Origin of the sequence: Nocardia sp. XZ_19_369 (assembly GCF_015355715.1) — a bacterium.
GTDB lineage: Bacteria > Actinomycetota > Actinomycetes > Mycobacteriales > Mycobacteriaceae > Nocardia.
Genome location: NZ_JACVED010000005.1, coordinates 112,279 through 128,375, shown reverse-complemented (window position 1 = coordinate 128,375; position 16,097 = coordinate 112,279). Strand labels below are relative to the sequence as shown.

At 69.5% G+C, this 16,097-nt stretch carries 15 protein-coding genes; all 15 read right to left on the bottom strand.

What is annotated here, in order from left to right; translation table 11 throughout:
- Positions 1 to 5: 5 nt before the first annotated feature.
- The 15 genes from IBX18_RS19530 to IBX18_RS19460 all read right to left on the bottom strand — a co-directional run bounded on the left by IBX18_RS19530 (position 6) and on the right by IBX18_RS19460 (position 16,097).
- The gene (locus tag IBX18_RS19530; RefSeq protein WP_194835067.1) at positions 6 to 3,542 is read right to left on the bottom strand and encodes an amino acid adenylation domain-containing protein; all 3,537 of its coding nucleotides are present in this window, start codon (positions 3,540 to 3,542) and stop codon (positions 6 to 8) included.
- Positions 3,539 to 4,549, bottom strand: coding sequence for a 3-oxoacyl-ACP synthase (locus IBX18_RS19525; protein WP_194835066.1), 1,011 nt, complete (start codon positions 4,547 to 4,549; stop codon positions 3,539 to 3,541). Before IBX18_RS19525 ends, IBX18_RS19530 begins: the two co-directional genes overlap by 4 nt.
- Positions 4,546 to 5,679, bottom strand: coding sequence for an acyl-CoA dehydrogenase family protein (locus IBX18_RS19520; protein WP_306796325.1), 1,134 nt, complete (start codon positions 5,677 to 5,679; stop codon positions 4,546 to 4,548). Before IBX18_RS19520 ends, IBX18_RS19525 begins: the two co-directional genes overlap by 4 nt.
- Complete coding sequence (locus tag IBX18_RS19515) at positions 5,676 to 5,945, bottom strand: acyl carrier protein (RefSeq protein WP_194835065.1); 270 nt, start codon at positions 5,943 to 5,945, stop codon at positions 5,676 to 5,678. The genes IBX18_RS19520 and IBX18_RS19515 overlap by 4 nt, the downstream gene beginning before the upstream one ends.
- Positions 5,946 to 5,998: 53 nt before the next feature.
- Entirely contained in the window at positions 5,999 to 6,691 is a 693-nt protein-coding gene (locus tag IBX18_RS19510) for a hypothetical protein (RefSeq protein ID WP_228541424.1), read from the bottom strand.
- Between the two features lie 5 nt (positions 6,692 to 6,696).
- Positions 6,697 to 7,785, bottom strand: a complete 1,089-nt coding sequence (locus IBX18_RS19505; RefSeq protein ID WP_194835064.1) for a class I SAM-dependent methyltransferase — start codon at positions 7,783 to 7,785, stop codon at positions 6,697 to 6,699.
- Between the two features lie 259 nt (positions 7,786 to 8,044).
- The gene (gene fabG, locus IBX18_RS19500) at positions 8,045 to 8,818 is read right to left on the bottom strand and encodes a 3-oxoacyl-ACP reductase FabG (protein WP_194835063.1); all 774 of its coding nucleotides are present in this window, start codon (positions 8,816 to 8,818) and stop codon (positions 8,045 to 8,047) included.
- Positions 8,785 to 9,321, bottom strand: a complete 537-nt coding sequence (locus IBX18_RS19495; protein ID WP_194835062.1) for a hypothetical protein — start codon at positions 9,319 to 9,321, stop codon at positions 8,785 to 8,787. The genes fabG and IBX18_RS19495 overlap by 34 nt, the downstream gene beginning before the upstream one ends.
- A 5-nt stretch (positions 9,322 to 9,326) precedes the next feature.
- Positions 9,327 to 11,684 (bottom strand): hypothetical protein, encoded by a 2,358-nt coding sequence (locus IBX18_RS19490; RefSeq protein ID WP_194835061.1) that lies wholly within the window; start codon positions 11,682 to 11,684, stop codon positions 9,327 to 9,329.
- Between the two features lie 2 nt (positions 11,685 to 11,686).
- Complete coding sequence (locus IBX18_RS19485; RefSeq protein ID WP_306796324.1) at positions 11,687 to 12,436, bottom strand: ABC transporter ATP-binding protein; 750 nt, start codon at positions 12,434 to 12,436, stop codon at positions 11,687 to 11,689.
- 121 nt (positions 12,437 to 12,557) lie between these two features.
- Positions 12,558 to 14,153, bottom strand: a complete 1,596-nt coding sequence (locus IBX18_RS19480) for a thiamine pyrophosphate-dependent enzyme (protein ID WP_194835060.1) — start codon at positions 14,151 to 14,153, stop codon at positions 12,558 to 12,560.
- Positions 14,154 to 14,164: 11 nt separating this feature from the next.
- Complete coding sequence (locus IBX18_RS19475) at positions 14,165 to 14,617, bottom strand: MaoC/PaaZ C-terminal domain-containing protein (RefSeq protein WP_194835059.1); 453 nt, start codon at positions 14,615 to 14,617, stop codon at positions 14,165 to 14,167.
- Positions 14,614 to 15,231: a GNAT family N-acetyltransferase gene (locus IBX18_RS19470; RefSeq protein WP_194835058.1), complete on the bottom strand. Its 618-nt coding sequence runs from the start codon at positions 15,229 to 15,231 to the stop codon at positions 14,614 to 14,616. The genes IBX18_RS19475 and IBX18_RS19470 overlap by 4 nt, the downstream gene beginning before the upstream one ends.
- 3 nt (positions 15,232 to 15,234) lie before the next feature.
- Positions 15,235 to 15,840, bottom strand: coding sequence for a hypothetical protein (locus IBX18_RS19465; protein WP_194835057.1), 606 nt, complete (start codon positions 15,838 to 15,840; stop codon positions 15,235 to 15,237).
- Positions 15,837 to 16,097 carry an acyl carrier protein gene (locus IBX18_RS19460; protein ID WP_194835056.1) on the bottom strand — a complete coding sequence of 87 codons (261 nt, stop codon included), beginning with the start codon at positions 16,095 to 16,097 and terminating at the stop codon, positions 15,837 to 15,839. Before IBX18_RS19460 ends, IBX18_RS19465 begins: the two co-directional genes overlap by 4 nt.

The following is a 16,097-nucleotide window of genomic DNA, read 5'->3' as shown; positions in this document are numbered from 1 at the left end:
GACTCTCACAATTCGTACGCGAGCGTGCGCGTGACGGCGGGTTCGGCGTCGGCGCGATCGAGCGCCGCCGCCTGCAGCTCGATGGTGGTCAGTTCGAACAGCTGGCCGACGCGCAGCGCACCGGGCCAGCGTTGGTCCAGGTGCTGGTGCAGCGCGACCACCCGATGGGAATTGCCGCCCACCTCGAAGAATCGGTCGGTGGTGCCGAAGTCGTTGTGCTGAAGGACAACAGCCCAGAGGTCGGCGATCTCGTGCGTGTGCACGCTGCCGTGCGGACTCGAGGCGCGTGCCGTGACAGACCTGGTGCCGCCATCGCCCGCAGTCAGCTTCTCCAGCCTGCCCGTCCCCGCCGCGCTCCAGCGCACGCGCGCACCGGTCCGGTACAGCCGCGATCCGGGGCGGCCGAACGGATCGGCTACGAAACGTGCGGCCGTCGTACTCGCGTGCGCGAGCGAGCGGGCCGCCAACGGTGCGCCGAACAGATACAGCTCGCCCGCCACACCCGCAGGCACCGGACGCAGGTACCGATCGAGGATGGTGACGCCCGCGTCCGTCGGCGCGAGGTTGCCACGGCAGGCGAGCCGAAGGTGCGCTGCGGCGCGCTCGTCATCGAGCAGTTCGATCTCCCACACGCGCCGAACCGGCTCGGCGGCAAGGAAGTTCGCAGTGAACGCGGCGAATCGTTGTCGATGAGCGGCCAGTTCGTCGGCGGAGTACAGCTTCGGATTACCGCGGAACTCGATCGAGAAAGGTGCGTGCGCGCGGGGCTGCGTCATGACGATCTGCAGGTCGTCGACCAATCCGTTCCGCAGCATGTGCGGGGTACCGACGCTGTCCACCAGCCCGATGTCGGCGTCGGCGAACATCATGTTCACGGTCGGCCCGAACGACGGCAACCGGTCCGAGTCCGGTCGAGCCGAGGCCGCCATGCGGCGAATGTCCTCGTACCGGTACCGCTGATGCAGCAGCGCCCCGGTCAGGGTCCGGCGAGCCGCCTCGATCAGCGCCGCGACGGTCGTGCTGCCGCATATCCGCAAGCGCAGCGGCAGCAAGTTCACCAGCATGCCCGCCGAGTTCTTCAACCGTCGCGTCGTCCGTCCCGACACCGGAACGGTGAGTACCAGATCGTCGGCGTCGGTGGCGCGCGCGAGAAATCCGGCCGTGATCGCGACCATCAGCTGCGCGGTGGACACCCGGTGGCGCTCGGCGACCGTGTGTAGCAGCGAAACGACCTGTGCGGGTAACTCATTCGCCGAAACGATGTCGTGCGCGCCCGGGTCGGCGGCGGCCCCGGCCAGGCTGACCTGATCGGGGAGGTTCGCCACCTGGTCGGCCCAGTACTCCTGGTCCGCCGCGAAGCTCGCGGACGCGCGATACTCGGTCTCGGCGGCGTGCATCTGCTCGAACGTCACGATCCGCAAGGGCGCCGGGGTGTGCCCGGATCGGAGTGCGTTGTAGCGCTGCGCGATTCGGGCCAGTAAGGCCAGGCAGCCGTAACCGTCGACCGCCAAGTGGTGCATGCGCGAGTACCAGTAGTAGTGGCGCCGCGAGAGGCGCAGCAGGGTCGACTCCACCAGTGGGTCGTCGCGAAGATCCCGCGGCGCGCTGTGATCGGCCCGCATCCAAGCCGCCGCAGTCGCAGCCGGATCGGCGGCGTGCGTGAAATCGACGACCCGCCCGCCGCCCGCCTGATCGAGGTCGATCCGCTGGTAGGGCCGCCCGGCCACCTCGACGACCCGCAGGCAGCCGGAACCGAGTTCCCGGCCCGCCGCCGCGACGGCCGCGGCGAAAGCCGACTCGTCGACCGCCCCACGGATATCCACGTAGTGCGCGATGTTGATCGGGACGGCGTCCGAGCTCGCGGACGCGAGAACCTTTTCGGCAAGCCAGATTCCGTGCTGGGCCGCCGAGAGCGGGACGAGATCGGTGGCGGTATCGTCCGCCGCCGCAGTCGTCAGGGCACGCAGCGCCGATTCGTCCAGCTTGCCGCTCGCCGCCAGCGGGAGCCGGTCGATACGAATCCACCGCTCCGGTATTGCGGCAGCGGGCAGGCGTTGCGCGCAGAACCGGGACAGCGCACGCCTGCTCGGCGCGGCCGCCGCGGGCTCGCGGACCCAGAACGCGGTGAGCACGTCGCTGCCGTCCGGGTCACCGACCGGGAGCACGATCGCGTGGCGCACCGCCGGGTGATCTTCCAGCACAGTCTCGATCGCATGGCGTTCGATCCGGACACCGCGCACCTTCACCTGGCCGTCGGCGCGGCCGTGGAATTCGATCTCGCCGGTCGGGCCGATGCTCGCCAGATCGCCGGTGCGGTACATGCGCGCGCCCGCGGGGATTGTGCTGTTTCCCTCCGTAATTGGAGTCTCGCCCCGAGCATTCTCGTGCGGATCGGCAAACGGGTCGGCGACGAAACAACCCGCCGTCGCGGCCGGTCTGCCTGCATAACCCAGGGTGATCTGTGCACCACCGAGATACAGCTCGCCGACGACTCCCGGTGGCACCGGCGACAGTTCGGGGCCGAGCACGTAGGCCGTGGCACCCCGCATCGGCCTGCCGATCGGCACGACCGGACCGGGATCGGCGGTCACCGTGTGCCGGACGCAGGTGACGGTCGCCTCAGTGGGACCGTACTCGTTGATCAAGGTGGCGCCCGGCAGTGCGGCTCGGTGCCGGTGCGCCAGCGTCGGAGTGAGCGCCTCACCCGCCAGCGCCACGGTGTGCACCGCGTGCTCGAGCTCGGCCAGGTACGGCAGCAACAATCGGTAGTAGGACGGCGTCGCGGCCACCTGGGTCGCTCGCCATCGGGCGGCCAGCGCGCCTACCGCGGCGGCGTCCGGCAACTGCCGATAATCCGGGAAGACGTTGGTGCCGCCCACGGTGAAGGCCCATATCGCGCTCATCAAAGCGCCGTCCCAGGTCAGCCGCAGGGCCGACAGCGTGACCAGCTCGCCGTCGCGGTAGGGATAGGTCCGGCCCGCCACCAGCGCCGCCAGATTCGCCCGGGTCACCACCACTGCCTTGGGCGCACCGGTCGACCCGGAGGTCGTCATCACGTAGGCGGGCGACTGCGCCGGAACCCGAATCGACGGCACAGCAATGGATTCGGGCGTTCGCGAGGTGGCGGCGACCGTAATGATCGGCGGGACGCGCGCACCCGCGGCGGCCAGTGCCGCGGCGACCGTCGCCGGGGCGGTGGCCGGATCATCCGCATCGACGGCGATCGCGCCGAAGTCGACGTCGTCGAGCACCGTCCGGATCGCGGCGACCGGATGTCCCGGCTCGACGACGCACCACGCGGCGCCCGCACGCAGCGCCGCGACCATGCCGACAACGACGTCCAGACCCTGCCGCAGATGCAGCAGCACGACCTGCCCGGGACGCACGCCCGTTGCGACCAGGCGCGTGGCCAGATCGGCTGTGGCGGTGCCGAACTCGCGGTAGGTCAGCGACCGCGAGCCGACCACGACCGCTACCCGGTCGGGCACGCGCTCGATCTGCCGCAGCAGCGCGGCCAGCGGATCGACCTCGGCGCGCGTCATCGGCGGACCGCCGCATCGTCGGACAGCCTGCGCAGCAGTGAACTGCTCCACGCCGCCACCGGACTGCTGTTGAGCACGAGGAGATGATCGCCGCCGCCCAGCGTCGCCGCCGCGTCCTCCAGGTTGACCAGCACATCGATCGACCCGAGATGCCCGTACGCGGCCAGGTTCCGGCGACAGACCTGATCGATCGTCACGTCCATCGCCTCCTCCCAGAAGGCGAACGCGCCGACCGACAGGTTCTGCGTCACCACCGCGTCCACCTGACTCATGGTCGTGCCGTGTCCGGCCAGCAGCTCGGAATTCATTGCGGCGAAACGCTTCTTGCTCTCCACGGCCAACCGGAAGCTGTAGTCGGGCTCGCTGGCGCACTCCTCCGACCACGCCGCCTGAGCCCGATCGCGGTAGTCGATCCGGAACAGGTCGGCGTACTTACCGTCGCTGCGGACCACGTGGTCGACCAGTTCGTAGCGGCCGGGCCGCACCGTACTGAGCACCACAGCGGCGCCGCCGTCGCCGAGCAAGGTCATCGGCGCTCGATACCGTTGACTGGTCGGGGTTTTCGCCGCGGCGACCACGAGGACCGTGCGGCAGCCCGGGGTGCCGCGCAGCAGTGCGGCGGCAAGGGTGAACGCGGCGGACACCGAGACGCAGCCGAGGTCGCCGACGCAGGCGACGAAGGCGTCGCGCAGGCCGAGCCGATGCTGCAGCCTGGTCGCCTCCGACGCAAGCAGGTACTGCGGCGCGCGACCCTGAACCAGCAGCAACGCATCGATCTCGCCTGGTGCGAGCCCCGCCCCGGTCAGCACGGCGGTGGCGGCGGCCGCGGCGATATCGACCTCGGTGTCGGCGCCCGCGCAGCGGATGGTGTCGATACCGAGCGAAAGCGCATGCGTGCGGCGATGATTCGACAGCTCGGCAAGTTCGGGTAGCTCGCCGACCGGCACGGTCCGGTCGGGGAACCACGACGTCACCGGGCCGATCGTGATCGGTGCGGCGGCAGTCACAGCGGGGCTCCGCCCGGCTCGATGGGTGCGCGCAGGACGTGGTCACCGATGTCGAGTTCGGCGACCTCGCGCGCGCCCTCGATGATCTGCATGATCTTCGCGTCCCGGAAATAGCGCCCGGCCCGGCTGTCCGGTGCGCAGCCTGCCGCACCGAGTAGCTGCACGGCGCGTTCGCTGACCACCGCGGCGGCCCGGGCGGCGGCATATTTCGCCACGACGGTGCCCAGAATCGCCGCCGGTTCGCGGGCCGCCCGCTGATCCGCCGCCCGTTCGCACAGCGCTCGCGCGCTCGCGACGTCCACCCAGCTGCGGCCGAGGGTGGCCCGCACCGTTTCGTGGTCGGCCAGCACCACCGAACCCTGCGCGCGGCGCGCCGCGTGCTCCCGGCTGTCGGCCAGGCAGGCCTGCGCCATCCCGAGGCACCCCCAGGCGATGGTGTAGCGGCCGTGATCGAGTGCGGTGGCGATGAGGTGGGACAGCCCGAAGCCGGGTCGCCCCAGCACGTCTCGATCGGGCACCACGACGCGGTCGAGTGCGATGTGCGCGATCCGCGCGCCGCGCATACCCAGTTGGCCGTGCACCGGTTCGACCGTCAGGCCGGGACGATCGGTCCGCACCAGCGCCACCATCGGCCCCGCCGGGCCGCGCCCGAGCACCAGCAGCACGTCCGCGACCGCACCGAAGGTGACCCACAGCTTTCGGCCGGACAGCCGCCACTGCGCGCCGTCGCGCTCGAACGTGGTGTGGATGCCGGACAGATCGCTGCCGGCATTCGACTCCGTGGCAGCTAGTCCGGCGATCACCGAACCGTCGGTCATCGCAGGCAGCCACCGGGCGCGCTGGTCCGCGGTGCCCCACCGGTCCACCGCCGCGGCGACCATGCCCTGCACCGTGAACAGGGACCGCACCGAGGTGCACGCCGAGCCGAGCCGAGCCGCGATCGTGCCCAGCTCGTGCGCGCCGACGCCGTGGCCGCCGAACTCCTTCGGCCGGTCCGGTGCGAGCAGTCCGCCGCGGGCCATCAGCGCGATCGTTGCCGCGGGGAGCCCCGTGTGCTCCCAGGACGCGGCATCGGTCGCCGCGGCCGCCACGACCGCGTCGACGTCGACGATCGCCTCGACCCCGGTCACCCGCCGGCCTCCGCCGGAGTCGAGGCCTGCTTACTGGTCACGAAGGCCGCGATGCGAGCCGCAGATCGGAAATTGTCGAGATCCAAGTCCTCGGTACCGATCTCGAGGTCGAAGGTGCGCTCGATGTAGGTCACGATCTCCAGCGCCCGCAGCGAGTTGATCAGGCCGAGGCCGAAGAAGTCGTCGTCCGGCGCCAGCTTCGTCGAGGTCATCGTGCTGAGGTACTGCCGGAGTCGCTCAGTGAGCTCATCGATGGCGGCGGCCATGTGATCCTCCCCTTCTGCCACGCTGTCTCGAATGCGTTGCGACAGTCAGCCATTCACTTCGTCGGCGGCTGGTTGAGCGCATCGAGGAACAGCAGGCCGCCGAATATCGCCATGGGCAGGCCGATCGCGATGGTGCCGACCGCCGCGCCGATGGTGGACCCCACCAATCCCGTTGCCAGGCAACCACCGAGGAATCCGGGGATGGCCAGCACGCCGACGGTGGCGACCAGCCCCGCCGCCGCGCCGACGACACCGCCTACCAGACAACCGATCCCGGCACCGATGGCAGTTCCGACCAGCGTGCCGAGCATCACCCCGACGTTCAGCTGCGTGGAGAACCGCATGAGCGCGTTGTTGAAATCGGCCGACTGCGGGTCGAACCCGATGTCGTGTGGCTGGGCGATCGGCTGGGGCTCCGGCACCGCGGCGCTCGGGTCGACGCTCGGCCGCAGCGTGGCGGTATTGCCGTCGATGGTCGCGGCGATCGGCCAGCGCAGGCCGTCTCGATGGTATGAGAGCGGGAGCTCGATCAGTGCTCGGCCGTTGTCGTCGTTGATCCGGAAGCTCGCAGCGTCGGCGGTGAGCGATCCGCCACCGGTCCGCAGCACCACCGCCCCGTCGACAAGCTCAGCGGCGTAACCGATTTCGCCGCGCGGCTGCTCGGCGTGCACCCTGGGTGACGAGCCGAGCAGTGCGGCGGCCGTAGCCATCACGACCACCGGCAATACGATCCGCATCTTCCACATAACGCTCACTCTCCTTTGAACGAAGCCGGGTAGGGCGCGAAGAGCTCGCGATAGAACGGGCTGGACCGGAATTCCGGGCCACCCAGATACGCTCCATCCCAATCGACTTCGGCCTCGGGACGATCGGCGAAGCGCGCGGTGAGCCGATAGTCCGGGTGGATACGGTCCGCGCTCAGCCCGACCTCGAAGGTCAACTCCACCTCGTCACCGGCGGTGACCGCGCGCGGCTCCTCCACGGTCGCGGGAACGAATACCGGCAGCCACGACGTCTGCTGCTCCAGCGAATCGATGGGATCGCGGTCGTCCGGCGACACCCAGAGCCGGATGCCGAGCGCGATACCACCGAACCGGCCGGGCCGCGTTATCCGCACCCGCGATTTGTGTGCCGCGTATTCGTATTCGGCGACACCGAATTCCAGCACCTCGACCGTGGTCGGTGTCGCCAGCCTGCCCTCGTGCGGTATTTCGGTCCAGCAGAGGCGCAGATCGAAGGGATTGCCCACCGCCTGGAATACCCGGTCGACATAGGTCGCGTATTCCGCCTGGAATCCCGGGCCCACGTCGCCGAGTACGGCCGCATAATCGAACGGTACGGCCACGGTTTCGACCCGGTGCGGTATGAAAATGCCGGAGGCCCGCACCAGGCGTTTCTTCGCGTCGGCGAAGATTTCGCACACACCCTCGGAACTGGCGATGGCGCCGATGGTTTCGGAGACGCACACGTCGGCCTGCTCGGGCAGGTCGATCTCCCGCGAGTCGCCGGTGAGCACCGTGATGACATCGGCGAATCCGCGCGCCGCGACGACCGCTCGCGCCTTCTCGGCCGACTCCGGAATGGCCTCGATCGCCCACACCCTGGTCGCGCCGGACTCCGCGGCCACGATCGCCCAGTTCGCCTCGGCGCCGGTGCCGATATCGACCACTGTGCGCCCGGCCGCGCAGCGACGGAGGGCACGATCGAACGCCGAGACCCGGACCTCGTCCGCGGTCATCATCGAATACAACAGCTCGTCGTAGATCGGATATTCGCCGACCGACGGTATCAATGTGATGCGGGGGGCGTCGTCGCCGACCGCCGCGACATTCGCACGCAATCGACCGCCATAGCCAATGGATCTAGACCGCAGACCAGCCACCCGAATTCCCTTCGACAAAGCATATCGACAGAACAGCGATATGCCGCATTGCCATTCATCGGCGAACGGGTTCCGCATATCGAAACCCTCGCACTCGACTCTAGGCAACCCCCGGCGACACCGTCAACGTCGGCAAACTCCGATTATTGGACGCATGAAAAAGGGTAGCGCCGAGCCGGCCGGGTGAATTCGCGGCAACGGGAAATGCGATACGGAATCAGGCGGTGAGTCCACCGTCTACGCAGAACGTATGCCCGGTGATATAGCTCGCCTCGGACGAGGCGAGGAATGCAACCAAGTTCGCCACCTCGCGCGGCTCGCCGAAACGGCGCAGCGGGATGGACTTTCGGGCCGCGGTGGCGGCTCCGGCGTCGAGCGCTTCGGTCATGTCGGTGGCGATGAAGCCGGGCGCGACGGTATTCACCCGGATGCCGAACCGCGCGACTTCGGCGGCGAGCGCCTTGCCGAACCCGATCAGGCCCGCCTTCGTCGCGGCGTAGTTGGTCTGCCCGAGCGCCGCCGACAGGCCCGCGACCGAGGACAGCGTCACGATCGCGCCCGACCGGCGGCGCATCATGGCGGGCACGACGGCCTTGCAGACGTGGCGCGCACCCGACAGATTCGTGCGCAGCACGTCGTCCCAGTCCGGCTCCGAGGCCCCGAAAAGCAGTCCGTCCCTGGTGATTCCCGCCGCCGCCACCAGGACCTCGACCGCACCGAGCCGGTCCTGTGCGGTCTCGACGAACTCCGCGACGGCCGCGGAGTCACCGACGTCGCAGACCGCTCGATACACCTGCGCCCCGCGCGCAGCGCAGTCGGCGGCGACCGTGTCGGCGGCGGCACTCGGACGCAGATGGCAGAACGCGATGTCGTAGCCGTCGGTGGCGAGCCGGACGGCACAGGCGGCACCGATGCCGCGGGCGCCGCCGGTGATGATCGCCAGCGGCCGCGCCGCCGTCACCGCCGCGCCTCCGTCGACCCCTTCACCCATGCCGGGCCGGTCAGGAACCAGATGACGGTGATGAGCCCCAACGGCTGAATCACCTCGCGAAGCGCGGTGGCCTGCTCCGCGTCGGCCACCGTCACCGACAGGCCGAAGCACACGGCCAGCGCGATCGCGGCCGCGACCAACCATTTGACGAACGATTTCGTCTCGTGCTGCACAGCTTCCGGCCCGTGCTTGGGACGTTTCGCCGGCCGCGGCGCGCCCGCGAACTTGTACGCGAACCAACCGTCGAGCCAGGCGATGGTCGATTTGCCGAAGACCACGGTCCAGCCGAGATAGATCCCCGCGAGCCGGTGCACGCCCGTGACCTGCGCACCCTGGTACACATCGATGGCCACCGCGGTGACCAGGGCGACGTCGATCAGCGGAACCATCGCCAGCACAAGCGAACTCGCTTGTCGCCAGCGCACCACGTAGCGCAACAGCAGCCCGGTCGCGGCGAGCACCCAGAACGCGACTTCGCAGGTCAGAATTATGGTCACCATCATCGCTGTCACCGCACCTGTCGGAGTGTGCTCGAGCAAGCGAGCAGATAGACGATCAGCCCGACCGCGATCAGCCCGCCACCAGCGGCGGCCGAGGTGACCGGATCGAGCACAACATCGGTGAGCCCGGCCCAGCTCAGGTATTTGCAGACCGCGTATCCGAACGCCGAGCCGACCGCCAGACCGGCCGCGACACCGACGATGGCGACCACCGCCGCCTCGACGCCGACGCTGCGCAGCACCAGCCCTCGGCTGAAACCGATCTGCCGCAACGTCGACCATTCCTTGACCCGGCCGCCGGTCAGCACGCCGAGCACCACGCCGAGGGCCAGCAGCAGCCCCGCCCCGACCACGCTGGAGAGCTGGGTCAGGGCCGCGATGATGATCCGCGACTCGGCCTTCTGCTTGACCCGGTATTCATCGATGGAGCGCACCACGAGATTCGGCAGCCCCGCCGCAACCGTGCCGACCTCGGCGACGGCCGTCGGCTGCTCGATACGGATCAGCACGTACTGGAACCCGGCACCGGCGGCGTGCTCGGACGACACCACGAAATCACCGAGCGTGGGCGCGTCGACATAGATTCCGGCAACCCGTGCCGAAGCCGTCGCCAACTGAATCGAATCACCCACGGCGACACCGAGTTTCCCAGCCTGCGAGGCGGAGATCATGGCCTGCTCCTGGTCCACGGCCGCGCTGCCGGCGACCATCGTGAGCTGCAGCGCGCCGCTGCCGAGTGGACCGTCCACGGCGACGCCGTTGCTCGGCCGGCCCGACACGTCGACGCCGTTCAGCGGGGCGATGGCCACCGCGCCGCTCGCTCCCGGCACGCCGCGCAGGGCGGCGACGTCGTCGGCCGTGATCACGAAGCCGGTCTTGGGCTCGGCCACCATCTGGGCGCCGAGGTTCGCGTCGATCTGGCGGTTGATGGAGGTATCGGTGGAGGTCGCGAACACCGAGATGATCGCGACGAGGGTGGCGGTGAAACCGATGCAGCACACGGCTACCGCAGCCTGAGTGCGCACCCGGCCGACGCTGCCGAGCCCGAACCAGGGCAGCAGCACCCCGCGCGTCCCACCCAGCTCGGTGAACGGGGTGAACACCCGAAGCGCGGGCGCGGCAAGCAGAAACAGCCCGGCCAGCACCAGGCAGTAGCCGACGACCAGGCCGGTGAAGCCGAAGCGATCGGTGACCGACGACCAGATGCCGAACGCGATGGCCGCCACGGCGAGGCCGGGCCGTACCACCCGGCGGAGAAGCGCGAATCGCGCTGCGGTGCCGGTGGTTTCCGCGTGCTTCGGTCCCGAGATCGCGTCCCCGAGGAACCAGGCACCGCCGACGGCGATCGCGAGCGCGAGCACGGCACCGGCCCACGTCCACCCGTCGACGGCGACGCCGTCGACAGCAAAAGTGCCGAGCAGCAACCGATTCGCGGGCAGCAGCGCGTCGGCGAGCACCGCGATGACTGTGCCGACGACCGCGGCGACCAGCACCATCGCGCCGGCCTGGATGGCCTTGACGGCCCGGATCTCCAGGTTCGGCACCCCGATGCGCCGCAGGATGTCGAACTGTGGCCGCAGGCTCATCGCCAGCAGCACCAGCGCGAACACCAGGGCCGCAGCCAATCCGCAGATCAGCACCGCGGCGAAGATGAGGGCGATGACCCCGACGAAGCTGACGTCGGCGATCTGCTGGGAGGTCAGTTCGCTGAGGTAGTCGGCGCGCGAGTACACCGTCCCGCCCGCCTCGGCGAGCCGGTCGGCGGCCGCTCGCGCGCCCGATCCGCTCAGCGCCACCAGGGTGTAACCGTCTGCGGCACCGAGGATCTCGCGCGCAATCGCCTCGTCACCGAAGCGCACCGACGAGGCCTGCGCGATCGCCGGGCTGTTCGTCTCGACCGGGATCCGCGCACCGCCGATCCCCATCACCTCCGCGTTGCCCCCGCCGACGGCCGCGGGCTGGGCCACGATGTCGTCGGCCCCGAACACCGGCGCGACGCCCGGGTCGGCGCAGGCTCCGTCGGATCGCCCGAAGTATCCCGGAATCGACTGCGAGGCAACACCTCCCGCATACACCACCACTTGACCCGACAGCTGCGACAACGCGCACGCCGACGGTGCCGAGCCCACCGCGTCGGCAACCGCAGCGCTCGGCAGCGAGGTGCTCGTGGTGACGATCAACTCCCCCGGCAACACCGTCCCCGCGATGGTTTGCGAGATCTTGTCCCGGTACGACAGGTACAAGCCCGCCGGAATCAGCAGCGAGACCAGCAACGCGATCGAGATGATCAGCACCAGGAACGTCTGGCGCCGGAACCGCCGGAGTTGGCCGACGGCAAGGCCGAACATCATCTGGGCCCGTGGCATGGCTACACCGCCACCCGGTCCTGCGAGTACGCCACGACCTCTTTCACCGTGGCGCCGACCAGGTCGTGCTCGATGCGGCCGTCGCGGATGAGCAGCACCCGATCGGCGTACTCGACGAACTGCGGGTCGTGGCTCACCGTGACGATCGAGATCCCGCGCTCATCGACGATCCGGCGCAGCAGTTCCCGGATGCGGGCCGCGTTGTGCGAGTCGAGCGCGCCGGTCGGCTCGTCGGCGAAGATGACGTCCGGCTCGGCGACCAGCGCCCGCGCACACGCCACCCGCTGCTGGGTGCCGCCGGACAGTTCGTCCGGCAACATCCGCAGGTACTGCGCGATGCCGAGGTCGGCGCACAGCGTATGGAGTTTCTGCTCGTCGACCTTTTTCCCGGCGGCGCGGGCGGGCAGCAGGATGTTGCCGCGCGCCGACAGCGAGTCGAGCAGCCCGTACTCCTGGAATACGAAGCCGAAGTGCTCGAGCCGCATGCGGGAGAGGTCGCGATCGGATTGTTCGTACACATTGCGGTCGCCGTAGAAGGCCTGCCCGCTGGTCGGCGGCAGCAGCCCGCTCAGGCACGAGACCAGCGTCGTCTTCCCCGAGCCGGAGGGCCCCATGACCACCGTGAACGACCCGGCGTCGATCGCCAGATCGACATTGTCCAGCGCGACCACCGACGCGTCCTTCTTGCCGAAGCTCTTGGTGACAGCACGCAACCGCAACACCGGAGACGATGGATCTGCCGAAATTTTCACAGCACCAATTCCTTTCGCTCAGAAGCCACCCCGAGGACACATCAGCCGCGTGCCACAGTGATCATCGTCTCGCCGCCTGCCCGACCCGTCGTCATCCTTTATGACTACTTCCGGTACCAAATCAGCCGATCTCATCCGGCGGGAACGATGGCCGGTCGGCCAGCCGGACCACGACCAGCCGCGGACCGCTGCCCGCCAGCGCGTCGCCGAGCGTCTTGGCCAGCAGGTGCGGTTCCGACACCACCGCGGTGCGACAGCCTGCCGCCTCGGCCAGCGCGGTGATCGCCCCGGCGGCAGCGAAATCGACGATCGCCGTGTCGGTCCTGGACAGCGACGGCCAGCCGAATCCGCCGTTGTCCAGGCAGATGTAGCAGATATCGGCTTCTGTGCGCGCGGCCGCGAGCAGACTCGGCAGGTTGGTCAGGAACGCACCGTCGCCGCCCACTGCGACGACCCGGCGGCCGTCGGCTGCCGCGCCGAGCGCAGCGCCGAGGCCGAAGCCGAGCGGCGTCTGCTCGCTCGGCACCAGGGGCCGCACACCGGGTGGGAGCGTGAAGCACGGCGCGTAGTAGCCCCACAGGTCGGCCAGGCCGTTCTCCTGGGTGAGCACGTCGACGCGCTGGTCTTGCAGTGCCTCCCGGAGGGTGGTCCAGAACAAGACTGTCCCGAGGCCGGCACCGGCGTCGGACCGCATCGGCTGCCACGGCCGCCACCACGGTGCCGCCTCGGTCGGCGGGCCCGCGAAATCGGCTGCCAGCCGCAGGAATACCCCCGAATCGCACACCACCGGATACCGTGCGGGCACCGCGCGGTCGAGGACGGCCGGGTCGGTGTCGACGTGCGCCAGGTGCGCGCGCTCCGGTGCCGCCCAGCCCATCAGCGCAGTCTCCTCGAGCTGACTGCCCAGCACGACGACCGCATCGGCCTCGGCGAGCGCCGCGCGCGATTCCTCGGGCAGATAAAGGCCGGCCAGGCCGCCGAACCGCGGGTGATCCTCGGGGAACACACCCCGGCCGGAGGCGGTGACCAGGCACAGCGCGTTCAGCGCCGCGGCGAGGGGCAGGCCGTGCTCGGCCACCTCCTCCTGGCGGGTGCCGCCGCCGAACACCAGCACCGGACGTTCTGCCGCGCGCAGCGCCTCGAACACCGGAGCCAGCGTCTCGGCGCTCTGCCCCGGTGGCATCGGCTGCCGCGCGGAGGTCTCGACCGGCTCCTCGGACACGCGCGCCTCGGTCAGCTCGGGAGAGATCATCAGATGAACCGGCCCGCGCCTGCCGTGTTCGGCCAGATAGCGGGCGCGGGAGACGGCCCAGGCCAGGTCGGCCGCGCTGGCCACCCGGTGCGTCCAGACGAACAGGCCCTCGCTCAGCGCCGCCGCCGGAAACTCCTGAAAACCGCCGCGGCCGACCACCGTGTCCCTGGTGGTCGTGCTCAGTACCAGCAGCGGCGTGCGCGAGGTGTAGGCCTCCGAGATGCCGATCAGCGCGTTGAGCAGATTGGGCCCAGCGGCGGTGGCGAGCACGGCGGCCCGGCCGTTCAGCCGCGACCAGCCGACCGCCGCGAACGCCGCCGAACGCTGATCCTGCAGGGCGGCGTAGCGAGCGCCCGCCGCACGGGCGGCATCGATGATGTCCGGATCATCGCCTGGGACACCGGCATACAGCCGCGGCCCGGTCCGCTCCAGCATTCGGACGATGTCGCCCCAGATCCCTTGCACCGCAAGTCCTTTCACGTAATGAATCGCAATCGCAAGACACCGGCCGCGCAGACTCGCGGTCGCGCGGCATCGAGCCACACCGTCACGTCGCAGCGCACGTCCACCCGCCCGGTACCCGGCTGCGCGTCGATCACTTTGGCGTCCAAGCAGATCGCGCTGCCGACGGGTACCGGGGCGGCGAAGCTGAGCCGGTCGAAGCCGAGGTTGATCACCCGATCGCAGTCGGGCGCCTCGATCACCTCGTCCACCAACCCCGGTATCAGTGCGGCGACCAGCATGCCGTGGGCGAGCGTGCCGCCGAGCTCCACCCCGGCCCGCTCCGGATCGGTGTGGATCCACTGCATGTCCTCGGTGACCACGCCGAAGGCTGTCACGCGTTCCTGGGTCAGCTCGACCGACCTCGACCGCTGTGGCGGCTTGCCGACCTGATCGAGCAGCACCGACGCGACATCGACCGTGCTCATAATCGCGCTCCGATCTCCTCGACCACCCGCCGGCGGACGGTGCGCCAGTGCGCGTCACTGAACTCGCTCGCGCCCGGCACTTGATAGCCGACGTCGGCGAACTCCGGCTCGGTCAGCGTCCCCACCGCACGCGCGGTCAACCGCGGACCGTCCGCGACACAGTCGGCCAGCAGCGCCTCCGGCCGCACCGCCTTGTGCACGAAGATCCGGATGGTATTCGGATTGTGCACGGCCGCAGTCATTTCGAAGCCGCGACGATTGTCGAAGTGATACAGGTACCGCATCAGCGCCAACATCGCGTCCATCCCGACGCCGTTGCCCCACGCGGCATCCCCGGCCAGCACCACCCCGATGTGCATCCGCGCGGGGTCGGCCAATCGGCAGTCGTAGATGCCGATCGGCCGCTGCCCGGCCGCGCCGTCGCGCCGATAGATGTAGCCCAGCAACCGATCCGAGGCCTTCGCCATGTCGTCGAGGCCGCGGGCGTCGACGGGTGCGACGGCCGACCCGGCGAACAAGCGCTGCGCCGAGGACTCGAAGACATGGGTCAGCATGTCCGAAGGATCGGCGCCGTGACTCTCCTCCAGCCGGGTCCACCGACCGAACAGGGTCACCGCCTACTCCGTCTCGGCCAGGTGCTCGCGAATCGCCTGACGCAACCGGCGCGCGGTGCGGGCATAACCCCGCTCCGCCTCGGCGGCACCGGTGTCGGCCGCCTGGATGCGGCGCAGCACCGGTCCGGTGATGGACCACACCAATCCGTCCCAGTACCGGCCCTCCGCGAAGAACCGATCCTGCACCAGGCCCTCGCAGCGGAAGAACTCCGACTCCATCGCGTAATCGAGCAGCACCCGGTTGTACACGCCGAACCACATTTCGATGCGATGCACCTCGGTACCGCTCAGCAGATAGCGCACGAACTCGTCGAGCGCGCCGCCGACCCCGGCCTGTTCCAGCGCCGCGTCGTCGGCACTGTGCAGCATGATCTCGAAAACGCCTGGCGTCTGCAGACGTTCGGCGCGGACCACGCCGATCCCGTCCACCCCGCCGCGAATCACGAAGGCGACCGCCGAGCGGTCGAGCGCGGCCGCGGCCTGGTGATCGCGCAACCACTGCGGGCCCGCGGTGGACACCGCCGAGATGGGGTCGGAGCTGATGAGCCGGGCTGCGTGTGCCGAATCCTGCTGCGTCAGTATCGGTTCGAGCGCAGCGAATTTCATCATTGCAGCACCGGATCTTTGCTGTTGACCAAGTCGAGCAGATCACCGGCGGTCTTGGCGCCGATCACTTCCTCCTCCGACAGCGACACCGAGTACGCCGACTGCAATCGCAGCACGAGCTCGAGCATGCCGAGCGAATCGAGCTCCAGATCGTCGACGATCGATGCGTCCGCCGTCACCGCCGGCACCTCGTCCAGATCGTTGATCCGCTCGATCTCCGCGGCGACCATGTCGAAGAATTCCTTCTCGTTGGCAGGCAT